Raw genomic sequence first — 26,211 nt, 5'->3', positions numbered from 1 at the left:
TTGTAGTGGTGGACGGCTCAAAAGCCATCAGACCCGGTAAAAACGCCTTAAAACAGGGGAGCCAGCCGCTTGTTAGATCAGATATTGATCAACGACGCACTGCAACCATGGGCGAGCAGTTTGTCATCAGCCAGACGATAGACCAGCGCACCAGTCCCCTTGTCATGAAAGGCCACAACACCATCGCTATAGAAAGCACCACGGGTCACCGGTTCCTTGCGCAATCTGTGAACCTGCTGGCTGTCGCCAATTTTCAGCTCCACCATCTGGTGGCTGTCATCAGCATAGCGCCAGGCTATGTTTTGCTCGCTCTGACACTTCCAAACTACAAAGGGCGCATCCGGACCGGATTGCCAGTGCCCGCACCCTCCGAGCAGTAATGCAGCAATCGGAATGAGCAGACCTTTCATTGGTCCTCCTTGCTGGCTCAGGGACAATCCTGCATATCCGCGGCGGTTCCTGCAGTCGGGTCGCCCGTGCTTTGCATCTCAATGCGTTGATCATTCTGCGCAGTCGGGCTCTGTGCCGGTGGCGGGTCGATTACTTCGCAGAGCGAGCCCGGCGAACCTCCGGCACAACCGGCTAGGCCAATACAGCAAACAGCTATTGCGGCAAAACGCATGGTGAGTCTCCATTCCTCATCTGGACAGAACAGAGACAGCAACCCGTCGCAGGGGTTGCCTTTCGCCGTTACGTTTGTAACGACAAAAGGCCATCAGCCGCTTCAGTTTGCGCGTTGCTCCAGCACTTCAACAGCTGGCAGAACCTTGCCTTCGACGAACTCGAGGAAGGCGCCACCGCCAGTGGAGATATAGGAGATCTTTTCGCTCACGCCATACTTGTCGATCGCTGCCAGGGTGTCACCGCCACCGGCGATGGAAAACGCCGGGCTTTGGGCAATCGCCTGGGCCAGAACCTTGGTGCCGTTACCAAACTGATCAAACTCGAACACGCCAACCGGGCCGTTCCACAGGATGGTCTTGGAAGACTTCAGCAGCTCGGCAAAATTGGCCGCCGTTTGCGGACCGATGTCCAGAATCATGTCGTCTTCGGCCACGTCGGCGACTGCCTTGACGGTGGCTTCGGCGTCTTCGGCGAAGGCCTTGGCGACGACTACGTCAACCGGCAGCGGTACGCTGACCTTTGCAGCAATGGCCTTAGCAGTGTCGACCAGATCCGCCTCATACAGCGACTTGCCCACCGGGTAGCCGGCCGCTGCCAGGAAGGTATTGGCGATGCCGCCGCCGACGATCAGCTGATTGCAGACCTGGCTGAGGCTGTTGAGCACGTCCAGCTTGGTCGAGACCTTGGAGCCAGCGACGATGGCCGCCATCGGCTGTGCCGGGCTCTTCAATGCCTTGCCCAGTGCATCCAGCTCAGCCGCGAGCAGCGGACCGGCGCAGGCGACCTTGGCAAACTTGGCGACGCCGTGGGTCGAACCCTGGGCACGGTGGGCAGTGCCGAAGGCGTCCATGACGAACACATCGCACAGCGCCGCGTATTTCTGCGCCAGCTCGTCGGTGTTCTTCTTTTCACCCTTGTTGAAGCGCACGTTTTCCAGCAGCACCAACTCGCCGGCCTGCACCTCGACGCCGTCGAGGTAGTCCTTGACCAGCGCCACTTCGCGACCGAGCGCCTTGCTCAGGTAATCGGCGACCGGCTTGAGGCTGTCTTCTTCGCTGTACACACCTTCTTCCGGACGGCCGAGGTGCGAGCAGACCAGCACCGCCGCGCCCTTCTCCAGCGCCAGCTTGATGGTCGGCAACGAAGCCAGGATGCGCGCGTCGCTTTTCACTGCGCCATCCTTGACCGGCACGTTGAGGTCCTCGCGGATCAGCACGCGCTTACCCTGGAGGTCGAGGTCGGTCATCTTCAAAACGGTCATGTGATCTTCCTTAAGTTCAAGAACGGCGATGTTTTCAAGCCGCGGACGCCCGGTGCGGCGGCTAAGTGCGGTGGGCGGCGCGCAGATAATGATCGGCCACGTCGAGCATGCGGTTGGCGAAACCCCACTCGTTGTCGAACCACGCCAACAGGTTCACCAGCCGCGGCCCAGAAGCGCGCGTCAGGCTGCCATCGACGATCGCCGAATGCGGGTCGTGATTGAAATCGCAACTGGCATGGGGCAACTCGGTATACGCGAGCAGGCCTTTTAACGGCCCGGATTCAGCGGCTTCCCGTAAGATTCGGTTGATCGTCGACGCATCGGTATCACGCGTCATCTGCAGCGTGATATCCAGACAGGACACGTTCACCGTTGGCACCCGCACGGCTTTGGCCTGAATCCGCCCCGAGAGTTCCGGCAGCAGGCGCTCGATTCCTTTTGCCAGGCCGGTGGAGACCGGAATCACCGACTGGAAGGCCGAGCGCGTGCGCCGCAGGTCGTCGTGGTGATAGGCGTCGATCACTGGCTGATCGTTCATCGCCGAGTGAATCGTGGTGATCGATACGTAATCCAGACCAATCGCGTCGTTAAGCAGTTTGAGCAGCGGCACGCCGCAATTGGTCGTGCAGGACGCATTGGACACCAGTCGCTCGACGCCCGTCAGGCGCTGGTGATTGATACCCATGACCACTGTTGCATCGACATCCGCGGCGCCGCTCATGGGCTGCGAAAACAGCACCCGCGGAACGCCTGCAGCGAGAAAGCGCTCCCCACCGGCCCGGGTGTTGTAGGCACCGGAACACTCCAGCACCAGATCCACCCCCAAAGCGCGCCAATCGACCGCTTCAGGCGTCGACTCACGCAACACTTTCACGCAGTGACCGTTCAAGTGCAGGCAATCGCCTTCCACGCCCACCTCGCCGGGAAAACGGCCGTGGGTAGAGTCGAAACGGGTGAGGTATTCCAGACTGGCCATATCGGCAAGGTCGTTGAGGGCAACTATCTCGAAATCAAACGCGGCATCGCGCTCGTAAAAGGCACGCAGCACGCAGCGACCGATGCGGCCGTAACCGTTGAGGGCGATGCGGTAAGGGGAAGTTTGGGGCATTCGCGGCTCGTCTTGTGCGAGCTGGAAGCGGGAAGCCAAGACCGGAAGTGGTTCGTACCGCCGCCACCGACAATCCTGAGCCGCCCCTTCTCAGCTGCTGTGATGTCGCAAAACCTGAGCTGGAAGGCTTAAAGCAAGCCTCCAGCTTTCAGCTTACCTATCAGTCTTCCAGCAGCTCTTCGGCAACCGCGAGGATGTTCTCGACGGTGAAGCCGAACTCCTCGAACAACTGGCCAGCCGGGGCCGATTCGCCGTAGGTAGTCATCCCGATGATGCGGCCGTCGAGCCCGACGTACTTGTACCAGTAGTCCGCATGGGCCGCTTCGATGGCGATGCGCGCGCCGACTTCGACCGGCAGCACGTGCTGCTTCCAGGCGGCGTCCTGCGCGTCGAAGACGCTGGTGCACGGCATCGAGACCACACGCACCTTACGGCCCTGCTCAGTCAGCCTGTCGTAGGCCTGGACGGCCAGACCGACTTCCGAACCCGTGGAGATGAGGATCAGCTCCGGCTCGCCTTCGCAGTTTTTGAGGATGTAGCCACCCTTGGCAATGGACGACTCGGTTTCGTTGTCGCGAATGTGATACGGCAGGTTCTGACGCGAGAAGATCAACGCGCTCGGGCCGTCCTTGCGCTCGACGGCGTGCTTCCACGCCACGGCTGATTCGACCGTGTCGGCCGGGCGCCAGGTGTCCAGGTTCGGCGTGGTACGCAGGCTGGTCAGCTGCTCGATCGGTTGGTGAGTCGGGCCGTCTTCCCCGAGACCGATGGAATCGTGGGTGAAAACATAGAGCACACGCTGCTTCATCAGCGCCGACATGCGCACAGCGTTGCGTGCGTATTCCATGAACATCAGGAAGGTGGCGCCGTAAGGAATCAGGCCGCCGTGCAGCGCAACGCCGTTCATGATTGCAGCCATGCCGAACTCGCGCACGCCGTAGTACATGTAGTTGCCTGATGCATCTTCGGCAACCACCGGCTTGCAGCCCTTCCACAGGGTCAGGTTGGAGCCGGCCAGATCCGCCGAGCCGCCGAGCAGCTCAGGCAGCAGCGGGCCGAAGGCATTCAGGCAATTCTGGCTTGCTTTGCGGCTGGCGATGGTTTCGCCCTTGGTGGCGACTTCACGAATGAACTCGCTCGCCTTTTCCGCAAAGTCGGCCGGCAGCTCACCGGCCATGCGCCGCTTGAACTCGGATGCCAGACCCGGGAATTCGGCTTCGTACGCGGCGAAGCGCTTGTTCCACTCGTTCTCCGCGTCGGCGCCCTTCTGCTTGGCGTCCCACTCGGCGTAGATATCGGCCGGAATCTCGAACGGGCCATGCGTCCAGCCCAGCGCCTCACGGGTCAGGGCAATCTCGGCATCACCGAGCGCGGCACCGTGGCACTCTTCCTTGCCCTGCTTGTTCGGCGAACCGAAACCGATAATGGTTTTGCAGCAGATCAGCGTCGGCCGGTCGCTCTTGCGCGCCGTCTCGAGTGCTATCTGGATTTCGTCGGCGTCATGGCCGTCTACGTTGCGAATCACCTGCCAGCCGTAGGCCTCGAAGCGGCGCGGGGTGTCATCGGTAAACCAGCCATGGACTTCGCCGTCGATGGAGATGCCGTTGTCATCGTAGAAAGCGACCAGCTTGTTCAGCGCCAGGGTGCCCGCGAGCGAGCACACTTCATGGCTGATGCCTTCCATCAGGCAGCCATCACCCATGAATACATAGGTGTGGTGGTCGACGATCTTGTGCCCGTCGCGGTTGAATTGCGCCGCCATGACTTTCTCGGCCAGGGCGAAGCCCACGGCATTCGCCAGTCCCTGACCCAGCGGCCCGGTGGTGGTCTCGACGCCTGCGGTGTAGCCGAACTCCGGGTGACCCGGGGTCTTGCTGTGCAGCTGGCGGAAGTTCTTGAGGTCGTCGATGGACAGGTCATAGCCGGTCAGATGCAGCAACGAGTAGATCAGCATCGAGCCGTGGCCGTTGGACAGCACGAAGCGGTCGCGGTCGGCCCAGAGCGGGTTGGTCGGGCTGTGCTTCAGATGATCACGCCAGAGCACCTCGGCGATGTCCGCCATGCCCATGGGGGCACCCGGGTGGCCGCTGTTGGCTTTCTGCACAGCATCCATGCTGAGGGCGCGGATGGCATTGGCTCGCTCACGACGGCTGGGCATCGCTGAATCTCCTGCGGGGGTGTACGAAGAAAAAGGCGGCCATTTTCCCCTACCGCGGGTGGCGGGGCAATGACTGAATAAGGGCCGAGTCGCTGCCAACGCCAGCCTTTAGTCGAGCAGCCTGACGCCACAGCTGCCGATGTCCGGCAAATGCTGCAGAAGGTAGTCCTTCATTCGGCTCAGCGTCGGGGGCGTCTCACCGGCTGCCGGCCATACCAGGTAATAGCTATCGCCGGAGCGCACCGCCTGGTCGAACGGCAGCATCAGCGAGCCTTTGCGTAATTCGGCGCTGACCAACGCCAGGTCGCCGATCGAGATGCCATGCCCTTGCGCCGCCGCGGAAATTCCCAGCTCCAGCGTGTCGAACAGCTTGCCTTGCTGCCAGTTGACTGACTCGACCCAGCCGACGCGCTGCAACCAGCGTCGCCAATCCCGGCAGTCACGCGAGGGGTGAATCAGCGCTGCATCGGCGAGGCGCGCGGCTGTCCAGGGTGATCCGCCCTGAAACGCCGGTGAGCAGACCGGCACCAGCCACTCATCGAACAACTTGATCCGGTTCCAGTCGGCCGGAAATCCGCCATGGCCGAGCAGGATGGCGCAATCAAAAGGCTCGTTGTGGAAGTCCACCGAATCGAGGTCCATCCAGGCACTGGTCAGTTGCACGCGGTCCTGCGGTTGGTCGATCTGGAAACTCTCCAGCGCGCCAAGGAGCCAGCGCATCGTCAGCGTCGACGGCGCTTTCAGCCGGAGTGCATCCTGCTGACGGTTGATGGCGATGCAGGCGTTCTCGATGGTTCGGAAGCCGACCTTGAGTTCCTGCGCCAGCAGCCGTCCGGTGTCGGTCAGTGCCAGCCGTGAACCGCGCCGCTCGAAGAGCGGGCAGCCGAGGCTTTCTTCCAGCGTCTTCACGTGTCGACTGACCGCACTCTGGGTAATGCACAGACTTTCCGCGGCCTGTGTGAACGAGCCGAAGCGTGCCGCGACCTCAAAGGCGCGCAGCGCATAGAGCGGCGGCATGCGCAACGTCATGCCACCAGGCTCCAGCATGAGTAAAACTCATGCCAGATGGTCGTTTTTTCCATTTTGCAACCCTCCAGGCCCCACCAATACTCGCCAGCAATCGGCCAGCCACGTGCTGACACCGACTCAAAAAAGAGGCCTCTGCCTGTATAACGCTAGGGAAGGATGACATGCCCACTCGTGAGTTCGATCAACTTTTATCTGCCAGCATTCGTCACGGGGGACTCAGTCAGGCGCAGATAGCGGATATCCTCGATTTCAAGCTGATGGGTAACGCCAAGGGCTTTGTCCTCGTGGAGGACACGGACATCGGCGAGATCCCGCCGACGCCCGCCTCACGCACCGAGCGGAACAAGCAAGACGACCGCAGCGAGCGCCTGCTGCTGCAAGCTACCGCCCTGCTGGGCGAACCCATCGGCTACGTGCAGGAATCGGGCGGCTGCATCGTCAACAATTTTTTCCCGCAGCAGACGCAGTCACGCGCCGCGACGTCGGACAGCTTCGACACCGAACTCGACCTGCACACCGAGAACGCTTTTCACGCGATCCAGCCCGACTACTTGCTGCTGCTCTGCCTGCGCCAGGACCCGGCGGCTGAAGCGGTTACCTACATTGCTTCGGCCGAACGCATTCTCGACCGGCTTTCCTACGAAGATCAGGTGTTCTTTCTCAACGAGCCGTACAACTTTCTCTCCGACTACGGCCCCAGCGAAAAGAACCAGCGCATCGATATCAACAAGCATCAAACCGTGCTCTACGGCGACCCCGACGCGCCCTTTCTGCGCTTCGACCCGCAATTCATGGTCGCCTACAGCGATCGGGCTCAGCGTGCATTGGACCGACTGCGCGCCATTGCCTGGGAGGTGGTCGAGCCGGTGCGGCTCACCCATGGCGATCTGCTGATCATCGACAACCGCCGCACAGCACACGCACGCAGCCCCTTCACGGCCCGTTTCGATGGCAGCGACCGCTGGATGCAGCGCACCTTCGCCAGCTGCAACCTGCGCTTCTACACCGAAAAGCTGGGCAAGCAATCGCGCATCTTCGAACTGGTAACCGAGCTATGAATGCCACCTATCTCGCCTTTGCTGCCGCGGTCGCCCTGCTGATCGCCTCCCCCGGCCCGGTCGTCGCACTGGTTGTCGCCGATGCGCGGCGCAGCTGGCCGGCCTGGACCATTCTCGGCGGCGTGATTTCCGCGCAACTGCTGTTGATCGCCGCGCTGATGCTGATCTACCTGGCCCTTGACCTGAAACCGGTCATTCTCGAATGGGGCCAGGTGCTCGGCGGGCTCTATCTGATCTGGCTTGGCGCCGACGGCCTGTGTGGCGGCGGTGGCGAAGAAGCCAGGGAGGTACCCCGCCCGCAGTCACACTACTTCTGGCGGGCCATGGCGGTCGGGCTGTCCAACCCCAAGGACATCCTGTTCTTTCTCGCATTTCTGCCAGGCTTCATTCTGCCGGCGCAACCCTTCGCGCCGCAGGCGCTGGCGCTGATCGCCATCTGGGCGCTGGTCGATGTTTCGATTCTGATTACCTACAGCCTGGTGTCACGCCAACTGTCGAGCAATGACCGCCTGCAGGGGCTGCTCGATCTGCTGCCCAACTTTTTTCTGTTGGCCCTGGGCCTGGTCTCCTGCGGCATGGGCGTCAACAGCCTGATCGGCTAAGGCGCCGCTTGTCCAATATCAAAACTTTTTGATATTGCCATTGCTGGACGAAAATCGACCGACTAGACTGCGCTGCCTATGAGCCTGCGCATTCCCCAGATGTCTTTCGACGACAGCGATCAGCTCGCCGCCCTGTGCAAGGCCGGCGGCGATTCGCTGCGGCTGAACGTGCTGCGTGCGCTGGCCAGCGACTCGTTCGGCGTGCTCGAGTTGGCGCAGATTTTTGCCACCGGACAATCCGGCATCAGCCATCACCTCAAGGTGCTGAACCAGGCCGGCCTGCTGGCGACGCGCCGTGAAGGCAACGCGATCTTCTATCGACGCGCCCTGCCCCAGAGCGACAACCTTGGCGGCAAGCTGCATGCCGCACTGCTCGAAGAGGTCGATCAGCTGAGCCTGCCGCTGGATGTGCAGGCGCGCATTGCCACGGTGCATGCCCAGCGCAGCGCCGCCAGCGAAGACTTCTTCGCAAGAATGGCCGGCAGCTTTCAGGCGCGGCAGGACATGATTGCCGGCTTCCCGCAGTACCGCGACAGCGTGGTCGCGCTGCTCGATGCGCTGAATCTTCCAGCCCAGGCTACAGCACTGGAGGTAGGCCCCGGCGACGGCGGCTTTCTGCCGGAACTGGCTCATCGGTTCGCCCGAGTGGTCGCGGTGGACAACAGCCGGGCGATGCTCGAGCTGGCTCGCTCACGTTGCGAGCAGGATGCGCTGGAAAATGTCGAGTTGAAACTTGCAGACGCCTTGCAGGACGAATGTCCGTCAGCCGACTGCGTTGTGCTGAACATGGTTTTGCATCATCTGGCCGCGCCAGGTGAAGCACTCAAGCAACTGGCGCGGTTGGTGAACGTGGGCGGTAGCCTGCTGATCACCGAGCTGTGCAGCCACAACCAGAGTTGGGCCAAGGAGGCCTGCGGCGATCTCTGGCTAGGCTTCGAACAGGACGATCTGGCCCGTTGGGCCGATGCCGCGGGGCTCACGCCCGGCGAGAGCCTCTACATTGGCTTGAAGAACGGTTTTCAGATCCAGACCCGGTACTTTTCCCGGCTCGCCCCTGACAGCCGACTCACCCACCGGTAATTAGGAACCGATAGATGAGCGAATACTCGATTTTCACCTCCGAGTCCGTGTCCGAAGGGCACCCGGACAAGATTGCCGACCAGATTTCCGATGCGGTGCTGGACGCCATCATCGCCGAGGACAAGCACGCCCGCGTGGCCTGTGAAACGCTGGTCAAAACCGGTGTCGCCATTGTCGCCGGTGAGGTGACCACCAGCGCGTGGGTCGACCTCGAGCAGCTGGTGCGCGACGTTATCGTCGACATCGGCTACAACAGCTCGGAAGTCGGCTTCGACGGCGCCACCTGCGGCATCATCAACATCATCGGCAAGCAGTCAGTGGACATTGCCCAGGGCGTTGACCGCACCAAGCCGGAGGATCAGGGCGCTGGCGACCAGGGCCTGATGTTCGGCTACGCCAGCAACGAAACCGACGTGCTGATGCCCGCCCCGATCCGCTTCTCCCACGCACTGGTCGAACGCCAGGCCGAAGCGCGCAAGAACGGCCTGCTGCCGTGGTTGCGTCCGGATGCCAAGAGCCAGGTCACCTGCCGTTACGAAGGCGGCAAGGTGGTCGGCATCGACGCCATCGTGCTCTCCACTCAGCACAATCCTGAGGTCAAGCATTCCGACCTCAAGGAAGCGGTGATGGAGCTGATCGTCAGACACGTGATCCCGGCTGAGCTGCTGCACAGGGACACCCAGTTCCACATCAACCCGACCGGCCAGTTCATCATCGGCGGCCCGGTGGGCGACTGCGGCCTGACCGGACGCAAGATCATTGTCGACACCTATGGCGGCATGGCCCGTCATGGCGGCGGCGCGTTCTCCGGCAAGGACCCATCCAAGGTCGACCGTTCGGCCGCCTACGCCGGTCGTTACGTGGCGAAGAATATCGTCGCCGCCGGCCTGGCCGAGCGTTGCGAAATTCAGGTCTCCTACGCCATCGGCGTGGCCCAGCCGACGTCGATTTCGATCAACACCTTCGGCACTGGCAAGCTCAGCGACGAGAAGATCGTCGCCCTGGTCCGCGAGCATTTCGATCTGCGTCCGTACGCAATCACCACCATGCTCGACCTGTTGCACCCGATGTACAAAGCCACCGCAGCCTATGGCCACTTCGGGCGTACTCCAGTTGAAATGACGGTCGGTGGCGACACCTTCACCGCCTTCACCTGGGAAAAGACCGACAAAGCCGACGCCCTGCGCGCCGCTGCTGGCCTGTAAAACACAGTCCGCCGGCACAAAAAAAGCCCCGCCAGCAAAAGCTGAGCGGGGCTTTTTCATTCAGGCTAGTTCTTCAACCGATAGCCCGTCTTGAAGATCCACCAGATCAACCCGAGGCACAGCGCCAGGAAGCCCAGCGTCATGGCCAGGCTGATGCCGACGTTAACGTCGGAAACGCCGTAGAAGCTCCAGCGAAAGCCGCTGATCAGGTACACCACCGGGTTGAACAGCGTGACCTTCTGCCAGAGCGGCGGAAGCATCTCGATGGAGTAGAAACTGCCGCCCAGAAAAGCCAGCGGCATGACGATCAGCGATGGAACGATTTGCAGCTTTTCCCAGCCATCCGCCCAGATGCCGATGATGAAACCGAACAGGCAGAAGGTCACCGCCGTCAGCACCAGGAACAGCGCCATCACAAAGGGATGAGCGATCTCGTAATCGACGAACAAGCGCGCCGTGAGAAGGATCACCAGGCCGAGAATGATCGACTTGGTTGCTGCAGCGCCCACGTAGCCGATCACGATCTCCAGATACGACACTGGCGCCGACAGCACTTCGTAGATCGTGCCGGAATAGCGCGGCATGTAGATGCCGAACGATGCGTTGGAAATGCTCTCGGTGAGCAGCGCCATCATGATCAGGCCGGGAATGATAAAGGCGCCGTAGGGAATGCCGTGCATCGCCTCCATGCGCGAACCGATGGCCGAACCGAAGACCACGAAATACAGCGATGTGGAAATGACCGGGGTGGCGATGCTTTGCAACAGCGTGCGCCAGGTGCGCGCCAACTCGAACAGATAGATGGCGCGGATTGCATGGAAATTCATGTGCGGCTGCCTTTCACCAAACTGACGAAGATTTCTTCCAGAGAACTTTGACTCGACTGCAGGTCCTTGAAGTCGATGCCGTGGGCGGCGAGGCGCCTGAGCAGGTCAGCAATGCCGGTGTCCTCGTGCTGGGCATCAAAGGTGAACACCAGCTGGTTGCCCGAGTCGACCAGTTCGAGCGGATAGCTGGCCAGCTCCGCCGGAATCTCTGCCAGCGGCCGTTGCAGATGCAGGGTCAGCTGCTTGGTGCCAAGCTTCTGCATCAGCGCTTTCTTGTCCTCGACCAGGATGATCTCGCCCTTGCTGATCACACCGATGCGGTCGGCCATCTCCTCGGCCTCTTCGATGTAGTGCGTGGTAAGAATGATGGTCACGCCGCGCTCGCGCAGGCGGCGGACCATTTCCCACATGTCGCGGCGCAGCTCGACGTCGACGCCCGCCGTGGGTTCGTCGAGAAACAGAATGCTCGGCTCGTGGGACAGCGCCTTGGCGATCATCACCCGGCGCTTCATGCCGCCGGACAATTCGATAATGCGCGCGCTCTTCTTGTCCCACAGCGACAGGTCGCGCAGCAGCTGCTCAAGGTAAGCGTCGTCCGGCGCCTTGCCGAAAAGACCGCGAGAAAACCGCACCGTCGCCCAGACGCTCTCGAATCCTTCGTTGAACAGCTCTTGCGGCACCAGCCCGATCTTCGAACGCGCGGCGCGGTAGTCATTGATGATGTCGAAGCCATCCACCAACACGCGTCCGCTACCGGGATTGACGATGCCGCAGATGATGCTGATCAGTGTGGTCTTGCCCGCGCCGTTGGGCCCAAGCAGGGCAAAGATCTCGCCTTTGTGGATCTCTAGATCGATCTGCTTGAGCGCCGGATGTCCTGAGGCGTAGGTCTTGGTGAGGTGCTCGATGGTGATCACGGGTTGCACAGATGAATCACTCCGCAAAACATTTGGCTGACGATTGTACGGCGCTGTTGATTAGCTCACTAATCAATGCCGTTGATAACGATCATGCCCACAGCCGTATCGCAAGCGCATGCTGCTCATGCCGTCGGCACAACAGGAGGGGCCTTGTATGCAGCGGATCAGACTGGCCTTCGTCACGCTGTTCACAACCGTAACCGTTCTTTGGCTCACCACAGCTGGCGTCGTCCCAGTCGACTACTCCCGTTTCTGGCCGCTGCGCGCAGACATGGTTCATTACAGTGGCGCTCTTGCCATCACCGCCATGAGCGCGGCGATCTACCTCGCCATCCGCCCACAGTGGCTGGAGCGCCTGCTGGGCGGACTGGACAAGAACTACCGGTTGCATAAATGGCTGGGCATCGCCGCCTTGGTGGTATCGGCAGTGCATTGGGGGTGGGCGCAAATTCCTAAATGGCTGGTGGATTTGGGCTGGCTCCAACCTCCAGCGCGACGCGGCGCGGGTCAGATCCAGGAAGGGCTGATCGATTGGCTCCACCAGCAGCGCGGTTTCGCCGAGGACATCGGTGAGTGGGCGTTCTACCTGGCCGCGCTGCTAATCATCCTCGCGCTGCTCAAGCAGTTCCCCTATCGCTGGTTCTTCAAGACGCATCGCTGGCTGGGCCTGGTCTATCTGGTGCTGGTAGCGCACAGCGTGATGCTGATGCCACCGGCCTACTGGTCTTCAGTGTTGGGCGCCACCATGGCTTTGCTACTTGCCGCCGGCTCGTTCGCGGCGGGCGTCTCGTTGTTGCGTCGGGTAGGTCGCAGACATCAGGTGGTCGGCCACATTGAAGAACTCACCTACCACGCCGACAACCGCGTTTTGCAGGTGCACATAATGTTGGACGGCGCCTGGCCGGGGCACACGCCGGGGCAGTTCGCCTTTGTCACGTTTGACGAGACTGAAGGCCCGCACCCGTTCAGCGTCTCCAGTGCCTGGCAGAACGACGGCCAGCTGTCGTTCTCGATAAAAGGCATCGGTGACTACACCCGCACCCTGCCGCAAACATTGCACAGCGGCGATGCCGTCACGATAGAAGGCCCTTACGGCTGTTTTGATTTTCGCGGACGCGCACCAGCACAGATCTGGATTGCCGGCGGCATTGGCATTGCGCCTTTCATCGGCCAACTGCAGGCGCTGGCGGCGGATAAAGAGCAACGCCACCAAGTCGATCTTTTCTACTGCACCGGTGCACCGGACCAGGGCTTCATCGCGGGCCTGGAAGCGCTGGCGGAAGCAGCCCGCATACGCCTGCACGTCCTGACGACAGCCGAACAGGGCCGGCTTACGCCAGCACGGGTTCGCCAGCTGGTCCCCGACTGGCAAAACCGCGACGTTTGGTTCTGCGGGCCGGCCCGCTTCGGCAGCGAACTGCGCCATGACCTGACCGAGCACGGCCTGCCGGCCAGCGATTTCCATCAGGAACTGTTCAACATGCGCTAGCGCACGGCCGCAGCTGAGCATGGGGGGCAGAATGTGCCGACCTCAATGAGCAAGGATGCTCTTTATGCAGCGTTTGATTGCAGCAGCGCTCTGTACCTTCTCCTGCCTGGCAATGGCCGAGTGCCCTGACTGGCCGAACCGCCGAGCCGAAACAGAACTCACAGCCTTGGCCGCCCAGGTGGCAGAGTGGGACGATGCCTATCATCGGCGCGGCCTGTCGCTGGTCAATGATGAAATCTACGACCAGGCCCGGCAGCGCCTGGATCAATGGCAAGAATGCTTTGCTGCAATCAACGCAACACCTGCGGCGGACCCGCTTGACGGCGCCGAAGGGCCCGTAGCCCATCCGGTCGCCCAAACCGGGCTGACCAAGCTCGCAGATGCCGAGGCGGTCAAGGAATGGCTCGCGACTCGCTCGGATGTCTGGGTGCAACCCAAAGTGGATGGTGTCGCGGTGACGCTGCACTACCGGAACGGTTCTCTGGTCCGGCTGGTAAGCCGCGGCAACGGCAGTCACGGGCAGGATTGGACCGACCGGGCCCAACTGCTACAGGCCATACCGCTAGCGCTGCCCGTCAGCGGAGAGCTGATCCTGCAGGGTGAGCTGTACTGGCGCTTGCAGGACCATGTCCAGGCCGAAGCCGGCAGTGTCGGGGCACGCAGCCGTGTCGCCGGGGCGATGGCGAGGCAGGCGCTGGATCAGGAAACCGCCGCGCAGATCGGCCTGTTTGTCTGGGACTGGCCCAACGGCCCTAGGGACATGCAGGCACGCCTTGCAGGACTGATTGCGATGAACTTCGGCAATAGTGCCGCGATGACCCTGCCGCTGGATACCGCCGAGCAAGCCGGAGATTGGCGTGAGTACTGGTTCCACCACCGCCTGCCGTTCGCCACCGACGGCATCGTGCTGCGCCAAGGCCAACGTCCAGAGGCTGCCCGCTGGCAGGCCCAGCCACCGCACTGGGCAGTCGCCTGGAAATACCCATTGCGGACAGCCGTCACCCGTGTGCGCGACGTAACGTTCAGCATTGGCCGCAGCGGCCGAATCACGCCGGTGCTGCAGCTGGAGCCGGTACAGCTCGATGACCGCCTTGTCAGCCGCGTCAGCCTCGGCTCCGTGAAGCGTTGGCAGCAAGAGGACGTGCAGCCCGACGATCAGGTCGCGATCGCCCTGGCCGGCCTGACTGTTCCGCGCTTCGAGCGTGTCGTCTGGCGCATGCAGCAGCGGCAACGAGTCGAGGCGCCCAGACCCGGTGACTACCATTTTCTGAGTTGCTGGCAAGCCAGCCCTGGCTGCGAGCAGCAGTTCGTCGCACGCCTCGTCTGGCTCAGCGGCAAGCACGGTCTCGACCTGCCAGGGTTGGGGCCTGGTACCTGGCAAACACTGGTGGAATCCGGGCTGGTCGAAAACCTGCTTGACTGGCTGCAGCTCGATCAGCGTCGTCTGCAACAGATTCCGGGCATCGGTGACGCCAGTGCCAGCAGTCTGTTTAGCAGTTTCCAGCTGGCCCGCGAGCGGCCCCTTGCCACCTGGCTACGCGCGCTCGGCGCGCCCCCTGGCGCCGATGCAATCCCCGCCGAGAACTGGGAAGCCGTGGCCAATGTCAGCCTGACGCAATGGCAAGCGGAGCCCGGCATTGGCGCAACACGCGCTCAGCACCTGCGCGCCTTTTTCACGTCGCCGGACGTTCTACGGCTGCGACAGCAGCTGCGTGAGGCCGGAATCGTCGGTTTCTAGCGGCACTTCACCGCTCGCCTCCAGTCATATGACATCACAACAAAAAAAGGACCTGTGCATGACCGGCCGGCACAATCTCCTCGTTTCTATGCTGTTCTGCCTTTGCGTGAATCAGCCAGCGATGGCCGCCGCAGAGACGGATGCCACGTGCAGCGCTCAGCGCGAGCACATCAGCCAGCAGATAAAGGACGCCCGCCTGAAGGGCGACAGCGGTCAACGCGTTTTACTGGAAGCTCAGCTGCAAAACCTGACCGAGCGCTGCAGTGGTGTAGTCCCACTGCAGCCCAACCACGCTGAAATCGAACGCGCGATGCGCCTGGCGACGACGCGCGAAGCGCAGCTGCGCGAGGCGTTGGGAACGGGTGATCAGCGGGTGATCGAGGTGAGCAAGCGGCGCCTAGATCAGGCGCGCAAGCAACTGGAAGCGGCCAAGCACTGACAGCGTTCGACGCCCACATGATCAATAGGCGCGAAATTCCTTGTGGCAGGCTTCGCAGGCATCTTCGACCTGCTGAAATGCCGGCGCGACACTTTCCGCAGTCACCGCCGTCTGTGTGGTCGCTGCCACGAGCGCGGCAGTGCGGGCCTCGAGTTCACGTGCCATCTGCTTGAACCGCGCCTGCTGTTGCCAGACGTCGTCACGGGCATCGCTCTGCGCTTCCTTGACTTCTGGGTAGTACTGCCAAGGCTGGCGGGACAACTGATCAAGCTTCGCCGCTCCGCTGGTGAAGCCTTCCGGATCGAAAGGCAGGCGACCGCGCAGCATGCCGCCCAGGTCCTCCTTGACGTCGAGCATCTGCTGGTAGATGGCCTTGCGCTTGCCGAGAGGAGAATCGGGATCGATGCGATCACAGCCAGCCAACAGCGCCAACACGGTGACCAGCGACACACTCAACGGCAACAACTTCATGGTTCGACTACTCGCAAATACAACGGCCGGCGATTATCGCCCCTGCCAGCCGTATCACCAAACCTCATCCGCCTACTGCGACCATTCACCACCCGCACTTTCACAGTCGATCTTGGCCTGAGCGTGGTCGGTTGCCTTGTAGTAGTAGGTGATGATGCGCGCCTGCTCGGGCACCGTGGTGGGCGCGGGCGTGCTGGTCGCCTGGCTACCGGTGGCGCGTTCGTTGGCCAGGGTTGCGGGCGTCAACGCAGCCGTACAGACGCCGAAATGACCGGATGGGCAACTGCCGAGGATCTCCCGGCGAGAATTCTTCACCGCCTCGTTGTTTTGACAGACCCAATCGATGTTGTTGTCGCCCATGCCCTCGTAGCGAAAGCACTTCTCGGTCACCACCGGCGGCGGCACTGCGCCGGAGGTTTCGGCGCTGACATAGCAGGAATTGGCGGCAGCCGGCAGGCTCAACCCGGCCGTAATGACTAGCAGAACAGAACGAAACAAGAGGTTCATGTTGGCAGCTCCTGAGGGTCACTCGCCCGGCGAGGTTCACCGAACCTTAGCGTTCGACCGCCCAGTCGTTGACCGAGTTCGCGATTCGCCAAGCGCATGATTCGCTCGGCACCATTTGCGCCCTCATCCAGTCCACTCTTTGCAGCCTACGGACGCTGACTTGAGGACTCCATGCTAGAAATCTCGGCCATTTTCATCAGCCTTACGGCGCTGCTCGCCTACCTCAACTACCGTTTCATTGGCTTGCCACCCACCATCGGCGTGATGGCCACGGCGCTGGTGTTTTCGCTGCTGTTGCATGGGTTGGCGGTGTTGGGTCTGCCGGAGCTGGAAGCGCAGATCGAGGCGTTGGTCGGGCGAATCGACTTCAATCACCTGTTGATGGACGGGATGTTGTCGTTTCTGCTTTTCGCGGGCGCCCTACATATCAATCTGACCGATTTGCGCGCCCGCCGCTGGGCGATCGGTCTACTGGCTACAGTCGGGGTGCTGTTTTCCACGGCCGTGATCGGCTTGGGCAGCTGGTGGATCCTTGACCTTTTCGGACTCCAGCCGCCGCTGCTCTACTGCCTGCTGTTCGGCGCGCTTATTTCGCCAACCGACCCCATCGCCGTGCTCGGCATCATGCGTTCGGCCGGCGCGCCGAAGGCACTGGAGACCACTATCGTCGGCGAGTCGCTGTTCAACGACGGGGTCGCAGTCGTGGTGTTCACCGTGCTGTTGGGCGTGCTCGCCCGCGGCGAAGCGCCCGGCGCGGGGGAAGCCATATGGTTGTTCGTCGAGGAAGCCGGAGGGGGCATCTTGCTCGGCGCTCTGCTTGGCGCATTGACCTTTGCCCTGCTAAAGAGCATCGACCAATACCAGGTGGAGGTCTTGCTGACCCTCGCGCTGGTGCTGGGCGGCTATACCCTGGCCACGCACCTGCACGTCTCCGGCCCCATCGCCATGGTGGTGGCCGGACTGATCATCGGTAACCAGGGGCGCCGGCATGCCATGTCGGATCACACCCGGGACAACCTCGATAACTTCTGGGAGCTACTCGACGAGATTCTCAACGCAGTGCTCTTCGTGCTGATCGGCATGGAGTTGGTGCTACTGCCATTCAGCGCGCAGTACCTGCTGATTGCGCTGTGCGTCACCCTCCTCATCCTTGGCACCCGCCTGGTGGCAGTCGGTCCGGCAGCCTTTCTGTTGCGCGTAATGGGCCGCGCACTGCCCAACGGCACCGTGCGCATCCTCACCTGGGGCGGGCTGCGAGGCGGCATTTCTGTAGCGCTAGTGCTGGCGCTGCCAGCCAGCGACGAGCGCAATCTGCTGCTGAACATCACCTATCTGGTGGTGCTGTTCTCGATCCTGGTACAGGGACTGAGCATTGGCAGGCTGGTTCGGCGGATCTGCACGCGCGATACGGACCGCTCTCACTGATCCCTGGGTAAGCGCCAGGGGTAGGCCCTACCACGATCACGGCTGTAGCCAGCGCGGGGGGGCGTCTTTGCGCAAGCGCCTGCTCATCTGGAGAAAGCCAACCGCGTAGTGTCTGCTCGAATTGCTCGAAATCCTGAGAGGATCCAGAGCCACACGACTCTTGCCTCCACTAGCTGCCCGCGGGCTCCAACCCTCCGAAGCGTTGACGTAAATCAATATCCGTCACTGCCGCATCGTTTTCCGGTGCCAACGCGTCGCTTCCAGAACACTCGCCCAGGATGGCATTCGTACCATCGGGTCCGTACTTGACCGCAAACCTTGCGCCCTGTCGCTACGGCTGAACCGTGGAGCCTGACAGACCCCGTGCATCAGGAATAGGCCTTGATGCACCGCGCAATGCGGTCCTGTTTCAAAGCGCTGACAGGCCCCGAAGCTTGATGGTCGGGGCGGAAGGCATGTCGAGTGGGCCCTGCTGGTTGCGCAGAACCTATTAGACATCGCACAGGCCTGTCGCCTATCTGCGCACTTTTCGATAACCGTTAGGGAGCTAGGGTGAAAAAAATGAGAACAATCCAAGCCACGCTGAAGACGTTGCTCGCTGGTGCGGCAGCATCTGTCTTGATAATGAGCACGCATGCCCAGGCACTGACGTTGAAACTCGCTACAGACTCTGGCACCAAGGGTTCACCGGCGGGCGACGCCTTGAAAAAGTGGGGCGAGCTGATCGAGCAAAAGTCGGACGGCGAGATCAAAGCCAAGGTTTTCTACCAGAACGAGCTTGGCGGCCAGCAGGAAGTGTTTGACCTGCATGTCGCCGGTGACGTCGATCTGATGCTGAACTGGCCGATGACGTCTTACGACAAGCGCATCGGCGTTATCTACACACCCTACATGACGCTGTCCTGGGATGAAGCGCTCAAGGCCTACAGCCCTGGCGGCTGGGTCAATAACATGCTGGGCGGGATTTACAGCGATATCGGCCTGAAGTTCTTCGGCCCCTGGCCGGAAGGGTTCAACGGTGTCGCCTCCAAAGGCAAATATGCACTGAATATTGCCGATGCGAATGGCCTTAAAGTACGCACCATGACCGTGTTCCCGGCGCCACAGACCATGCAGGCGCTGGGTTACCAGACCGCCGCAATCGATTGGGGCGAGGTCTACACCGCGCTGCAGACCGGCGTGGTCGATGGTGAAGCCGGCAACGTCATCTACTGGGACTACGAGTACTTCCGCGATTCCCTGGATTACTACGTGCAGACCAAGCACTTCTTCATGACCGGCATTCTGTCCGCCAACCAGGACACCTGGGAAAACATGAGCGAAGAGGAGCAGAAGATCGTCAGCGACGCGGCTATCGAGATCATGAACGAGCAGTTCAAGGCTGCCAAACAGCAGGACGATTACTACATCGCCAAAGCTCAGGAAGCGGGCATGAAGTACTTCGAGCCTAACGAGGCGCAGATCCGCGAATTCGCCAAAGCCGCGCGCGAGAAGGTCTGGCCACAGATGGACAAGGAAGTGGGCCCAGAGATCATGGACACCATCCGCAAGAACGCCTCTGCGCTGTAATCAGCGAATTTCAGGCTTTAATCCACAACCGGCCCGCTTTGCGGGCCGGCTTGTTCATACGCTGGAAGAAAAATGATCCGAGAATTCTTTTCCGGACTGGATAAAGGCGTGGGCTGGTTGTTAGAGGCCGCAGCGTTCGTTGCCAGTCTGCTGGTGGTTGGTCTGATGTTGTTTCTGGTGTTGGCCCGCTATGTGTTCGGCTGGTCCATAGTGGGATTGCTGGAGCTGATCATGCTGTTCGGCATGTGGCTTTATATGCTCGGGGGCACCATCGCCTGCCGGCGCAACGAGCATCTCAAGGTCGACTTCATCGAGTTGAAGATCACCGACCAGCGATTTCAGCTGATCCACAAGGCTCTGATCTCGCTGATTTCGTTCCTGATCTGCCTGTTCTTCGTGGTACTCGCCTACCGCATGCTGAGCTGGGGGCTTCGCCGTCCGCAATCGACCCCGGGAATGGGCATCCCGCTGTGGTTGCCCCAGGCATCCATCATGCTCGCGGCCATTGGTTGCAGCTGCTACTCGCTGAGGGACGTCATCGGCTCACTGGCCGGCATTAAACAGCTGAGCCAAAAGGAGCTTTGATATGGAAGGTTTTATTGCAATTGGCCTGTTGATACTGCTGATGATCATCGGTGTACCTGTCGCCTGGTCGTTCGCCGGCGTCTTGGCGTATTTGGTGTACGCCTACGATGCCAATCTGAACACCATGATGCTGCAGGGCTACCGCTCTCTCGACTCGGTAATTCTGATTGCGCTGCCGCTGTTCGTATTAACCGGCTACCTGATGCAGAGCGGAGGAATCGCCCGTCGGCTGGTCGATTTCATCGAAGTCATGATCGGCAGGCGCCGTGGCGGCATGGGCGCCTCGATGGTGATGGCATCCGGCATCTTTGGCGCCATCGCCGGTACGGCTACCGCTGCTGTCGCCTCGATCGGCACGATCATGATCGGCCCACTGGAGCAACGCGGTTACCCACGCAGTTACTCGGCCGCGCTGCTGGGTATTTCATCGCTGCTGGGCATTCTGATTCCACCCTCGATCACGATGATCTTGTTTGCAGTGGTAACCCGTCAGTCAGTGGCAGCCTGTTTTGCCGCCTCGGTTGGACCGGCGGTACTACTGATCATTGGCTTGATCGCGGCCAACCGTTTCAGTGTCGGTCGCTTCTTTGATGAAGTCACGAGTGCCGCAGGCGACGGTATCGGGCAGCTTCCGGGTAAAGGCAAAGCAACCCTGCGCGCCATTCCGGCGCTGTCACTGCCCGTGATCATTCTCGGCGGGATCTACGGGGGCATATTCACCCCCACCGAGGCCGCAGCGGTGGCTGCGTTCGCGGCCATGTTCATCGGCTTTTTCGTCTACCGCGATCTCAACCTGGGCAGCTTTGCCCGCAGCGTGGTCTCCGCGGCCGAGACTACCGGCACGGTGATTCTCATCCTCCTGTTCAGTTTTATGATCGGGCGAATCCTGGCATCCGAGCGGATTCCGCAGGACCTGACCGAGCTGGTGACCCACCTGATTCAGAATCCATTGTTGATCCTGATCGCAGTGAACATCTTCCTGATCATCGCCGGCATGATCATGGACGATGTATCGGTCACGGTGGTGATTGCGCCTTTGTTCCTGCCTTTGATGGTCGAAAGCGGCGTGCATCCGGTTCATTTCGCCTCGATCGTCGCCTGCTCCGTCGTGATCGGCGCCAACAGCCCACCGGTCGCCCCGATCCTCTATATGGCGTGTCGAATCGGCAAAGTCTCTATCCACAAAACCGTAGCGCCAGCGCTGGCGCTGATGGCCTTCGTGGCGTTGCCCGTGATGATAGTCACGACCTTCGTACCGGAGCTCTCGCTTTTCCTGCCTCGTATACTGGGTTTCATCTGAGACCTTTCGAAGGCCAGTTGAAAAGCAGTCCGACCGCCGGCCAGCTGGCCGGCATGTAGGCCGGCGTATTGATCGGTGGAGCTGCGCCCGAGATACCAATCACGCTCGCTGATCAGCATTGCGCGCCGGGCTTGGGATCTTCTGCGGGCGCGGCTATAATCGCCGGGCTTCACACCGCCGGCACCGTTCGGCCGTGCCCGCCACCTGTCCGAGGGGCGCTGCAGCAGGCTTACCATTCAGGGGTCTGTCAGGCTCGGACAGGGCGTTAACCATACGCATCAACGGCGCCCATTCGCACAAAACGAATGGAGAACTCTTCAATGAGCGCTGTCATGACGCCTGCAGGTTTCAACGATTTCAAGGTCGCCGACATTTCCCTGGCCGATTGGGGTCGTCGCGAAATCATCATCGCCGAATCAGAAATGCCTGCCCTGATGGGACTGCGCCACAAGTACGCCGGCGAGCAGCCGCTGAAAGGCGCAAAGATCCTCGGCTGCATCCACATGACCATCCAGACCGCCGTGCTGATCGAGACGCTGACCGCCCTTGGCGCCGAAGTACGCTGGTCCAGCTGTAACATCTTCTCCACTCAGGATCAGGCCGCTGCAGCCATCGCCGCGGCGGGCATCCCGGTGTTCGCCTGGAAAGGCGAAACTGAAGAAGAGTACGAGTGGTGCATCGAGCAGACCATCCTCAAGGACGGCCAGCCGTGGGACGCCAACATGATTCTCGACGACGGCGGCGACCTGACCCAGATCCTGCACGACAAGTACCCGCAGGTGCTGGAGCGCGTCCATGGCGTCACCGAAGAAACCACCACCGGCGTGCATCGCCTGCAGGACATGCTGAAGAAAGGCACCCTGAAGATCCCGGCGATCAACGTCAACGACTCGGTCACCAAGAGCAAGAACGACAACAAGTACGGCTGCCGCCACAGCCTGAACGATGCCATCAAGCGCGCCACCGACCATCTGCTGTCCGGCAAGCAGGCGCTGGTCATTGGCTACGGCGACGTGGGCAAGGGCTCGGCTCAGTCGCTGCGTCAGGAAGGCATGATCGTCAAGGTTTCGGAAGTCGACCCGATCTGCGCCATGCAGGCCTGCATGGACGGCTTCGAACTGGTCTCCCCGTACAAGGACGGTCTGAACGACGGTACCGACGCGTGCATCGACACTGCATTGTTGGGCAAGGTCGACCTGATCGTCACCACCACCGGCAACGCCAACGTGTGTGACGCCGGCATGCTCAAAGCGCTGAAGAAGCGCGCCGTAGTCTGCAACATCGGCCATTTCGATAACGAAATCGACACAGCCTTCACCCGCAAGAACTGGGCGTGGGAAGAGGTCAAGCCGCAGGTGCACAAAATTCACCGCACCGGTCCGGGCAGCTTCGATGCGCAGAACGACGATTACCTGATCCTGTTGGCCGAAGGCCGCCTGGTGAACCTGGGTAACGCGACCGGTCACCCGAGCCGGATCATGGACGGCTCGTTCGCCAATCAGGTGCTCGCGCAGATCCACCTGTTCAACGAGAAGTTTGCCGACCTGCCGGTCACTGAAAAGACCGCGAACGTCACCGTCATGGTGCTGCCGAAGAAGCTCGACGAGGAAGTCGCAGCGGAAATGGTCAAGGGCTTCGGCGGTGTCATTACTCGCCTGACGCCGAGCCAGGCCGAGTACATCGGCGTTGAAGTCGAAGGCCCGTTCAAGCCGGATAGCTACCGCTACTAATCGAGGCCATGCCGCATCGGCACTCTGGCGACCAGTTCGTCCGAGTGCGGTGCGGCTGATTGCCGAAAGGAATTGTCATGTCACACACACGTAGCCATAGCTTCAGCTTCGAGTTCTTTCCGACCAAGACCGACGCCGGGCACGAAAAACTCCTGGCCACTGCCAGGTGCCTGGCCGAATACAAACCGGACTTCTTCTCCTGCACTTACGGTGCTGGCGGCTCGACACGCGATCGCACCTTGAACACCGTGCTGCAGCTGGACGGCGAGGTTAAAGTGTCCACGGCGCCGCACCTATCCTGCGTCGGCGGCAGCAAGCAGGAGCTGCGCGAGCTGCTCAACCTGTACAAGGACGCCGGCATCAAACGCATTGTCGCCCTGCGCGGTGATCTGCCGTCGGGCATGGGCATGGCCAGCGGTGAGCTGCGCTATGCCAATGAGCTGGTGGAATTCATTCGCGCCGAAACCGGCGACCACTTCCACATCGAAATCGCTGCCTATCCGGAAATGCATCCGCAAGCACGCAATTTCGAGGATGACCTGGCCAATTTCGTGCGCAAGGCCAAGGCCGGCGCCGACAGCGCCATCACCCAGTATTTCTTCAACGCCGATTGCTACTTCTACTTCGTCGAGCGCGTGCGCAAGCTGGGCGTCGAAACGCCGATCGTGCCGGGCATCATGCCGATCACCAACTACAGCAAGCTGGCGCGCTTCTCAGATGCCTGCGGTGCGGAGATTCCACGCTGGGTGCGCAAGCAGCTGGAAGCCTACGGTGACGACATGGAGAGCATCCAGACGTTCGGCGCGCAGGTCATTACCGAGATGTGCGAGAAGCTGCTCGCCGGCGGTGCGCCGGGGTTGCACTTCTACACCCTGAACCAAGCCGAGCCGAGCCTGGCAATCTGGGACAATCTCAAGCTGGGCCGCTGACGCAACGACCAGCTCCCTGAAAAACAGGGAGCTGGTCAATGAACCTGCGAACTGCCACACTGTCCTACCAATGCGGTGATAACAGGCTCTGTTATACTCCGCGCTTCCGCCAGGCTTACGCCCGGATGTCGTCATCGTTGAGATGCGGCAGGACCGGACGGGATCGCACGCCAGTCGCGATTCGAGCCAGGCATGACCATCCAGGGCTTCGCCCTATACGAGACAGGATTACTCATGTCCTTTGCTTCCCTCGGTCTCTCCGAGGCTTTGGCCGGTGCCGTCGAGGCTGCCGGTTATACCCAGCCTACACCAGTGCAACAGCGGGCCATTCCCGCCGTGTTGCAAGGACGCGACCTGATGGTCGCTGCACAGACGGGAACCGGCAAGACCGGTGGCTTTGCCCTCCCCGTGCTGGAAATTCTTTTCCCGGGTGGCCATCCCGATCGCGAGCACCGCCACGGTCCGCGTCAGCCACGCGTATTGGTGCTGACACCGACGCGCGAACTCGCCGCCCAGGTTCACGACAGCTTCAAGCTGTACGCCCGCGACCTGCCGCTGAAAAGCGCGGTCATCTTCGGCGGCGTCGGCATGAACCCGCAGGTGCAGGCGATTGCCAAGGGCCTCGACGTGCTCGTCGCCTGCCCTGGCCGCTTGCTGGACCTGGCCAACCAGAAGGCCGTCGACCTCTCCCACGTGGAGATTCTGATCCTCGACGAAGCCGACCGTATGCTCGACATGGGCTTCATCCATGACGTCAAAAAGGTTCTCGCCAAGCTACCGACCAAGCGCCAGAACCTGCTGTTTTCGGCGACCTTCTCCAAGGACATCACCGACCTCGCCAGCAAGCTGCTGCACGAGCCGGAGAAAATTCAGGTCACGCCTCCGAACACGACGGTCGAGCGTATCGAGCAACGGGTCTTCCGTCTGCCGGCCACACACAAGCGCGCCCTGCTGGCTCACCTGATCACTCAGGGTGCCTGGGAACAGGTGCTGGTGTTCACCCGCACCAAGCATGGCGCCAACCGCCTCGCCGAGTACCTTGACAAGCACGGCCTGCCGGCTGTCGCGATTCACGGCAACAAGAGCCAGAACGCTCGTACCAAAGCACTGGCTGACTTCAAGGCAAATGCCGTGCGCATTCTGGTTGCGACTGACATCGCGGCTCGCGGCCTGGACATCGACCAGCTGCCACACGTGGTCAACTTCGAGCTGCCCAATGTCGAGGAAGATTACGTTCACCGCATCGGTCGTACCGGCCGCGCCGGTCGCAGCGGCGAAGCGATTTCGCTGGTTGCACCCGATGAGGAAAAGCTCCTCAAAGGCATCGAGCGGATGACCAAGCAGAAGATTCCCGACGGTGACCTGATGGGTTTCGACGCCGCATCCATAGAAGCGGAGAAGCCGGAAGTTCGCGAACCGCGCCAGCCTCGTCCTACCCACAATACCGAACGCAAACCGCGCGGCGAGCGCGCCGCCAAAACCACCGAAGCGGCCGCTGGCGAGCCGAAAGCGGGCGACCGCAACCGTCGCGGACGCAACAAGCCGCGCAATGCGCGTCCAGCGCAGGGCTCAGCTGAGCAGACAGCTGCCGCGCCGGCAAGCCGTCCGCCTCGCATACCGAATGATCGCGCTCCGGACGTATTTCTTGATGACGAAGTCGATAACTTCGGCAACAGCGTCGACTATGTCAGTCCCTACCAGAACAAGCAGGGACGTGGCCGTCGCCCCGGCGCCCCGGCTCAACCCGGCGGCCAACCACGTGCCGCATCGGGCCCTCGCGCGGCTACTGCCGGTGCAGGCGCTCAGGGCAAAGGCAAGCGTCAAGGCCAATCAGCCCGTGGCAGCCAGCCACGCCGCAAGAATGAAGGACGCCGCATCGAGGGTGACAGCGGTGGCGCCCGTCGGGACGTTGCGGAGAAACCGAAGGAAAAGCAGCCGGTCATCATCCACAAGGAGTCGAAGCTGGACCGCCTGCCCAGCATCGAGCAGCTGGAACAACTGCCAACCAAGCCTCGTGGCGAGAAGCCAGCATTGCTGACCCGCAATCGCTGACAGGTAGCACAAACAAAAACGCCGCCCTTCAGGGCGGCGTTTTTGTTGGAGCCTTTTACTCTTCGCCGAGCAATAAGATCAGCGAGCGACGGCAAGCGCCGCAAC

Annotated in this window: 24 protein-coding genes and 1 riboswitch; of the genes, 14 read left to right on the top strand and 10 right to left on the bottom strand. The window is 61.4% G+C overall.

Going from position 1 to position 26,211, the window contains the following annotated elements; all coding sequences use genetic code 11:
• Positions 1–77: 77 nt before the first annotated feature.
• From CXK96_RS12210 to CXK96_RS12185, 6 genes are all read right to left on the bottom strand, one after another.
• Entirely contained in the window at positions 78–410 is a 333-nt protein-coding gene (locus CXK96_RS12210) for an MliC family protein (protein WP_102836710.1), read from the bottom strand.
• Between the two features lie 17 nt (positions 411–427).
• On the bottom strand, positions 428–622 hold the full coding sequence (locus CXK96_RS20965; protein ID WP_102836709.1) for a hypothetical protein: 195 nt from the start codon (positions 620–622) through the stop codon (positions 428–430).
• Positions 623–724: 102 nt separating this feature from the next.
• Positions 725–1,885 carry a phosphoglycerate kinase gene (locus CXK96_RS12200; RefSeq protein WP_102836708.1) on the bottom strand — a complete coding sequence of 387 codons (1,161 nt, stop codon included), beginning with the start codon at positions 1,883–1,885 and terminating at the stop codon, positions 725–727.
• Positions 1,886–1,946: 61 nt separating this feature from the next.
• Positions 1,947–2,993: an erythrose-4-phosphate dehydrogenase gene (gene epd, locus CXK96_RS12195; protein WP_102836707.1), complete on the bottom strand. Its 1,047-nt coding sequence runs from the start codon at positions 2,991–2,993 to the stop codon at positions 1,947–1,949.
• A gap of 160 nt (positions 2,994–3,153) precedes the next feature.
• Positions 3,154–5,151: a transketolase gene (gene tkt, locus CXK96_RS12190; protein WP_102836706.1), complete on the bottom strand. Its 1,998-nt coding sequence runs from the start codon at positions 5,149–5,151 to the stop codon at positions 3,154–3,156.
• Positions 5,152–5,259: 108 nt separating this feature from the next.
• Positions 5,260–6,180: a LysR substrate-binding domain-containing protein gene (locus CXK96_RS12185; protein WP_102836788.1), complete on the bottom strand. Its 921-nt coding sequence runs from the start codon at positions 6,178–6,180 to the stop codon at positions 5,260–5,262.
• Between the two features lie 161 nt (positions 6,181–6,341).
• On the opposite strand from CXK96_RS12185, the gene CXK96_RS12180 reads away from it, so the two are divergent.
• The 4 genes from CXK96_RS12180 (at position 6,342) to metK (ending at position 10,125) form a co-directional block, all read left to right on the top strand.
• A complete protein-coding gene (locus CXK96_RS12180; protein WP_102836705.1) occupies positions 6,342–7,238 on the top strand; it encodes a TauD/TfdA family dioxygenase in 897 nt (298 codons plus the stop codon).
• Positions 7,235–7,840: a LysE family translocator gene (locus CXK96_RS12175; protein ID WP_102836704.1), complete on the top strand. Its 606-nt coding sequence runs from the start codon at positions 7,235–7,237 to the stop codon at positions 7,838–7,840. The genes CXK96_RS12180 and CXK96_RS12175 overlap by 4 nt, the downstream gene beginning before the upstream one ends.
• A 78-nt stretch (positions 7,841–7,918) precedes the next feature.
• Positions 7,919–8,920 (top strand): ArsR/SmtB family transcription factor, encoded by a 1,002-nt coding sequence (locus CXK96_RS12170; RefSeq protein ID WP_102836703.1) that lies wholly within the window; start codon positions 7,919–7,921, stop codon positions 8,918–8,920.
• 14 nt (positions 8,921–8,934) lie between these two features.
• Positions 8,935–10,125, top strand: coding sequence for a methionine adenosyltransferase (metK, locus tag CXK96_RS12165; RefSeq protein ID WP_102836702.1), 1,191 nt, complete (start codon positions 8,935–8,937; stop codon positions 10,123–10,125).
• Positions 10,126–10,190: 65 nt separating this feature from the next.
• On the opposite strand, the gene CXK96_RS12160 is transcribed toward metK, so the two are convergent.
• Positions 10,191–10,952 (bottom strand): ABC transporter permease, encoded by a 762-nt coding sequence (locus CXK96_RS12160; protein ID WP_102836701.1) that lies wholly within the window; start codon positions 10,950–10,952, stop codon positions 10,191–10,193.
• Positions 10,949–11,878 carry an ABC transporter ATP-binding protein gene (locus CXK96_RS12155; protein ID WP_102836700.1) on the bottom strand — a complete coding sequence of 310 codons (930 nt, stop codon included), beginning with the start codon at positions 11,876–11,878 and terminating at the stop codon, positions 10,949–10,951. The genes CXK96_RS12160 and CXK96_RS12155 overlap by 4 nt, the downstream gene beginning before the upstream one ends.
• A 148-nt stretch (positions 11,879–12,026) precedes the next feature.
• On the opposite strand from CXK96_RS12155, the gene CXK96_RS12150 reads away from it, so the two are divergent.
• From CXK96_RS12150 to CXK96_RS12140, 3 genes are read left to right on the top strand one after another with little or no spacing between them, the layout of a single operon-like run.
• Positions 12,027–13,361 carry a ferredoxin reductase family protein gene (locus CXK96_RS12150; RefSeq protein WP_102836699.1) on the top strand — a complete coding sequence of 445 codons (1,335 nt, stop codon included), beginning with the start codon at positions 12,027–12,029 and terminating at the stop codon, positions 13,359–13,361.
• A gap of 55 nt (positions 13,362–13,416) precedes the next feature.
• Positions 13,417–15,099: an NAD-dependent DNA ligase LigB gene (gene ligB, locus CXK96_RS12145; RefSeq protein WP_180981521.1), complete on the top strand. Its 1,683-nt coding sequence runs from the start codon at positions 13,417–13,419 to the stop codon at positions 15,097–15,099.
• Between the two features lie 58 nt (positions 15,100–15,157).
• On the top strand, positions 15,158–15,538 hold the full coding sequence (locus CXK96_RS12140) for a DUF1090 family protein (RefSeq protein ID WP_180981520.1): 381 nt from the start codon (positions 15,158–15,160) through the stop codon (positions 15,536–15,538).
• Between the two features lie 21 nt (positions 15,539–15,559).
• On the opposite strand, the gene CXK96_RS12135 is transcribed toward CXK96_RS12140, so the two are convergent.
• Positions 15,560–16,009, bottom strand: coding sequence for a c-type cytochrome (locus CXK96_RS12135; RefSeq protein WP_102836696.1), 450 nt, complete (start codon positions 16,007–16,009; stop codon positions 15,560–15,562).
• Positions 16,010–16,081: 72 nt separating this feature from the next.
• The gene (locus CXK96_RS12130; protein ID WP_102836695.1) at positions 16,082–16,516 is read right to left on the bottom strand and encodes a hypothetical protein; all 435 of its coding nucleotides are present in this window, start codon (positions 16,514–16,516) and stop codon (positions 16,082–16,084) included.
• A 171-nt stretch (positions 16,517–16,687) separates the two neighbouring features.
• Between CXK96_RS12130 and CXK96_RS12125 the strand changes: the two genes are divergently transcribed.
• From CXK96_RS12125 to CXK96_RS12095, 7 genes are all read left to right on the top strand, one after another.
• Complete coding sequence (locus CXK96_RS12125; protein WP_102836694.1) at positions 16,688–17,941, top strand: cation:proton antiporter; 1,254 nt, start codon at positions 16,688–16,690, stop codon at positions 17,939–17,941.
• A gap of 561 nt (positions 17,942–18,502) precedes the next feature.
• Positions 18,503–19,510, top strand: a complete 1,008-nt coding sequence (dctP, locus tag CXK96_RS12120) for a TRAP transporter substrate-binding protein DctP (RefSeq protein ID WP_102836693.1) — start codon at positions 18,503–18,505, stop codon at positions 19,508–19,510.
• Positions 19,511–19,582: 72 nt separating this feature from the next.
• On the top strand, positions 19,583–20,095 hold the full coding sequence (locus CXK96_RS12115; RefSeq protein WP_102836692.1) for a TRAP transporter small permease: 513 nt from the start codon (positions 19,583–19,585) through the stop codon (positions 20,093–20,095).
• Between the two features lies 1 nt (position 20,096).
• Complete coding sequence (locus tag CXK96_RS12110; protein ID WP_102836691.1) at positions 20,097–21,395, top strand: TRAP transporter large permease; 1,299 nt, start codon at positions 20,097–20,099, stop codon at positions 21,393–21,395.
• A gap of 204 nt (positions 21,396–21,599) precedes the next feature.
• A riboswitch (S-adenosyl-L-homocysteine riboswitch) is annotated at positions 21,600–21,692 on the top strand.
• A gap of 23 nt (positions 21,693–21,715) precedes the next feature.
• The gene (gene ahcY / locus CXK96_RS12105; RefSeq protein WP_102836690.1) at positions 21,716–23,125 is read left to right on the top strand and encodes an adenosylhomocysteinase; all 1,410 of its coding nucleotides are present in this window, start codon (positions 21,716–21,718) and stop codon (positions 23,123–23,125) included.
• A gap of 77 nt (positions 23,126–23,202) precedes the next feature.
• Positions 23,203–24,054, top strand: coding sequence for a methylenetetrahydrofolate reductase [NAD(P)H] (gene metF / locus CXK96_RS12100; RefSeq protein WP_102836689.1), 852 nt, complete (start codon positions 23,203–23,205; stop codon positions 24,052–24,054).
• Positions 24,055–24,288: 234 nt separating this feature from the next.
• Complete coding sequence (locus CXK96_RS12095; RefSeq protein ID WP_102836688.1) at positions 24,289–26,106, top strand: DEAD/DEAH box helicase; 1,818 nt, start codon at positions 24,289–24,291, stop codon at positions 26,104–26,106.
• The last annotated feature ends 105 nt before the right edge of the window (positions 26,107–26,211 follow it).

It is taken from the genome of Stutzerimonas stutzeri (assembly GCF_002890895.1).
Lineage (GTDB): Bacteria > Pseudomonadota > Gammaproteobacteria > Pseudomonadales > Pseudomonadaceae > Stutzerimonas > Stutzerimonas stutzeri_AB.
This window is presented reverse-complemented; position numbering and strand designations above follow the sequence as displayed.

What these genes read in the sequence shown, in the direction of transcription:
- CXK96_RS12210 (WP_102836710.1), bottom strand. Translation starts at nt 410, where the DNA reads ATGAAAGGTCTGCTCATTCCGATTGCTGCATTACTGCTCGGAGGGTGC.
- CXK96_RS20965 (WP_102836709.1), bottom strand. Translation starts at nt 622, where the DNA reads ATGCGTTTTGCCGCAATAGCTGTTTGCTGTATTGGCCTAGCCGGTTGT.
- CXK96_RS12200 (WP_102836708.1), bottom strand. Translation starts at nt 1,885, where the DNA reads ATGACCGTTTTGAAGATGACCGACCTCGACCTCCAGGGTAAGCGCGTG.
- epd (WP_102836707.1), bottom strand. Translation starts at nt 2,993, where the DNA reads ATGCCCCAAACTTCCCCTTACCGCATCGCCCTCAACGGTTACGGCCGC.
- tkt (WP_102836706.1), bottom strand. Translation starts at nt 5,151, where the DNA reads ATGCCCAGCCGTCGTGAGCGAGCCAATGCCATCCGCGCCCTCAGCATG.
- CXK96_RS12185 (WP_102836788.1), bottom strand. Translation starts at nt 6,180, where the DNA reads ATGACGTTGCGCATGCCGCCGCTCTATGCGCTGCGCGCCTTTGAGGTC.
- CXK96_RS12180 (WP_102836705.1), top strand. Translation starts at nt 6,342, where the DNA reads ATGCCCACTCGTGAGTTCGATCAACTTTTATCTGCCAGCATTCGTCAC.
- CXK96_RS12175 (WP_102836704.1), top strand. Translation starts at nt 7,235, where the DNA reads ATGAATGCCACCTATCTCGCCTTTGCTGCCGCGGTCGCCCTGCTGATC.
- CXK96_RS12170 (WP_102836703.1), top strand. Translation starts at nt 7,919, where the DNA reads ATGAGCCTGCGCATTCCCCAGATGTCTTTCGACGACAGCGATCAGCTC.
- metK (WP_102836702.1), top strand. Translation starts at nt 8,935, where the DNA reads ATGAGCGAATACTCGATTTTCACCTCCGAGTCCGTGTCCGAAGGGCAC.
- CXK96_RS12160 (WP_102836701.1), bottom strand. Translation starts at nt 10,952, where the DNA reads ATGAATTTCCATGCAATCCGCGCCATCTATCTGTTCGAGTTGGCGCGC.
- CXK96_RS12150 (WP_102836699.1), top strand. Translation starts at nt 12,027, where the DNA reads ATGCAGCGGATCAGACTGGCCTTCGTCACGCTGTTCACAACCGTAACC.
- ligB (WP_180981521.1), top strand. Translation starts at nt 13,417, where the DNA reads ATGCTCTTTATGCAGCGTTTGATTGCAGCAGCGCTCTGTACCTTCTCC.
- CXK96_RS12140 (WP_180981520.1), top strand. Translation starts at nt 15,158, where the DNA reads ATGACCGGCCGGCACAATCTCCTCGTTTCTATGCTGTTCTGCCTTTGC.
- CXK96_RS12135 (WP_102836696.1), bottom strand. Translation starts at nt 16,009, where the DNA reads ATGAAGTTGTTGCCGTTGAGTGTGTCGCTGGTCACCGTGTTGGCGCTG.
- CXK96_RS12130 (WP_102836695.1), bottom strand. Translation starts at nt 16,516, where the DNA reads ATGAACCTCTTGTTTCGTTCTGTTCTGCTAGTCATTACGGCCGGGTTG.
- CXK96_RS12125 (WP_102836694.1), top strand. Translation starts at nt 16,688, where the DNA reads ATGCTAGAAATCTCGGCCATTTTCATCAGCCTTACGGCGCTGCTCGCC.
- dctP (WP_102836693.1), top strand. Translation starts at nt 18,503, where the DNA reads ATGAGAACAATCCAAGCCACGCTGAAGACGTTGCTCGCTGGTGCGGCA.
- CXK96_RS12115 (WP_102836692.1), top strand. Translation starts at nt 19,583, where the DNA reads ATGATCCGAGAATTCTTTTCCGGACTGGATAAAGGCGTGGGCTGGTTG.
- CXK96_RS12110 (WP_102836691.1), top strand. Translation starts at nt 20,097, where the DNA reads ATGGAAGGTTTTATTGCAATTGGCCTGTTGATACTGCTGATGATCATC.
- ahcY (WP_102836690.1), top strand. Translation starts at nt 21,716, where the DNA reads ATGAGCGCTGTCATGACGCCTGCAGGTTTCAACGATTTCAAGGTCGCC.
- metF (WP_102836689.1), top strand. Translation starts at nt 23,203, where the DNA reads ATGTCACACACACGTAGCCATAGCTTCAGCTTCGAGTTCTTTCCGACC.
- CXK96_RS12095 (WP_102836688.1), top strand. Translation starts at nt 24,289, where the DNA reads ATGTCCTTTGCTTCCCTCGGTCTCTCCGAGGCTTTGGCCGGTGCCGTC.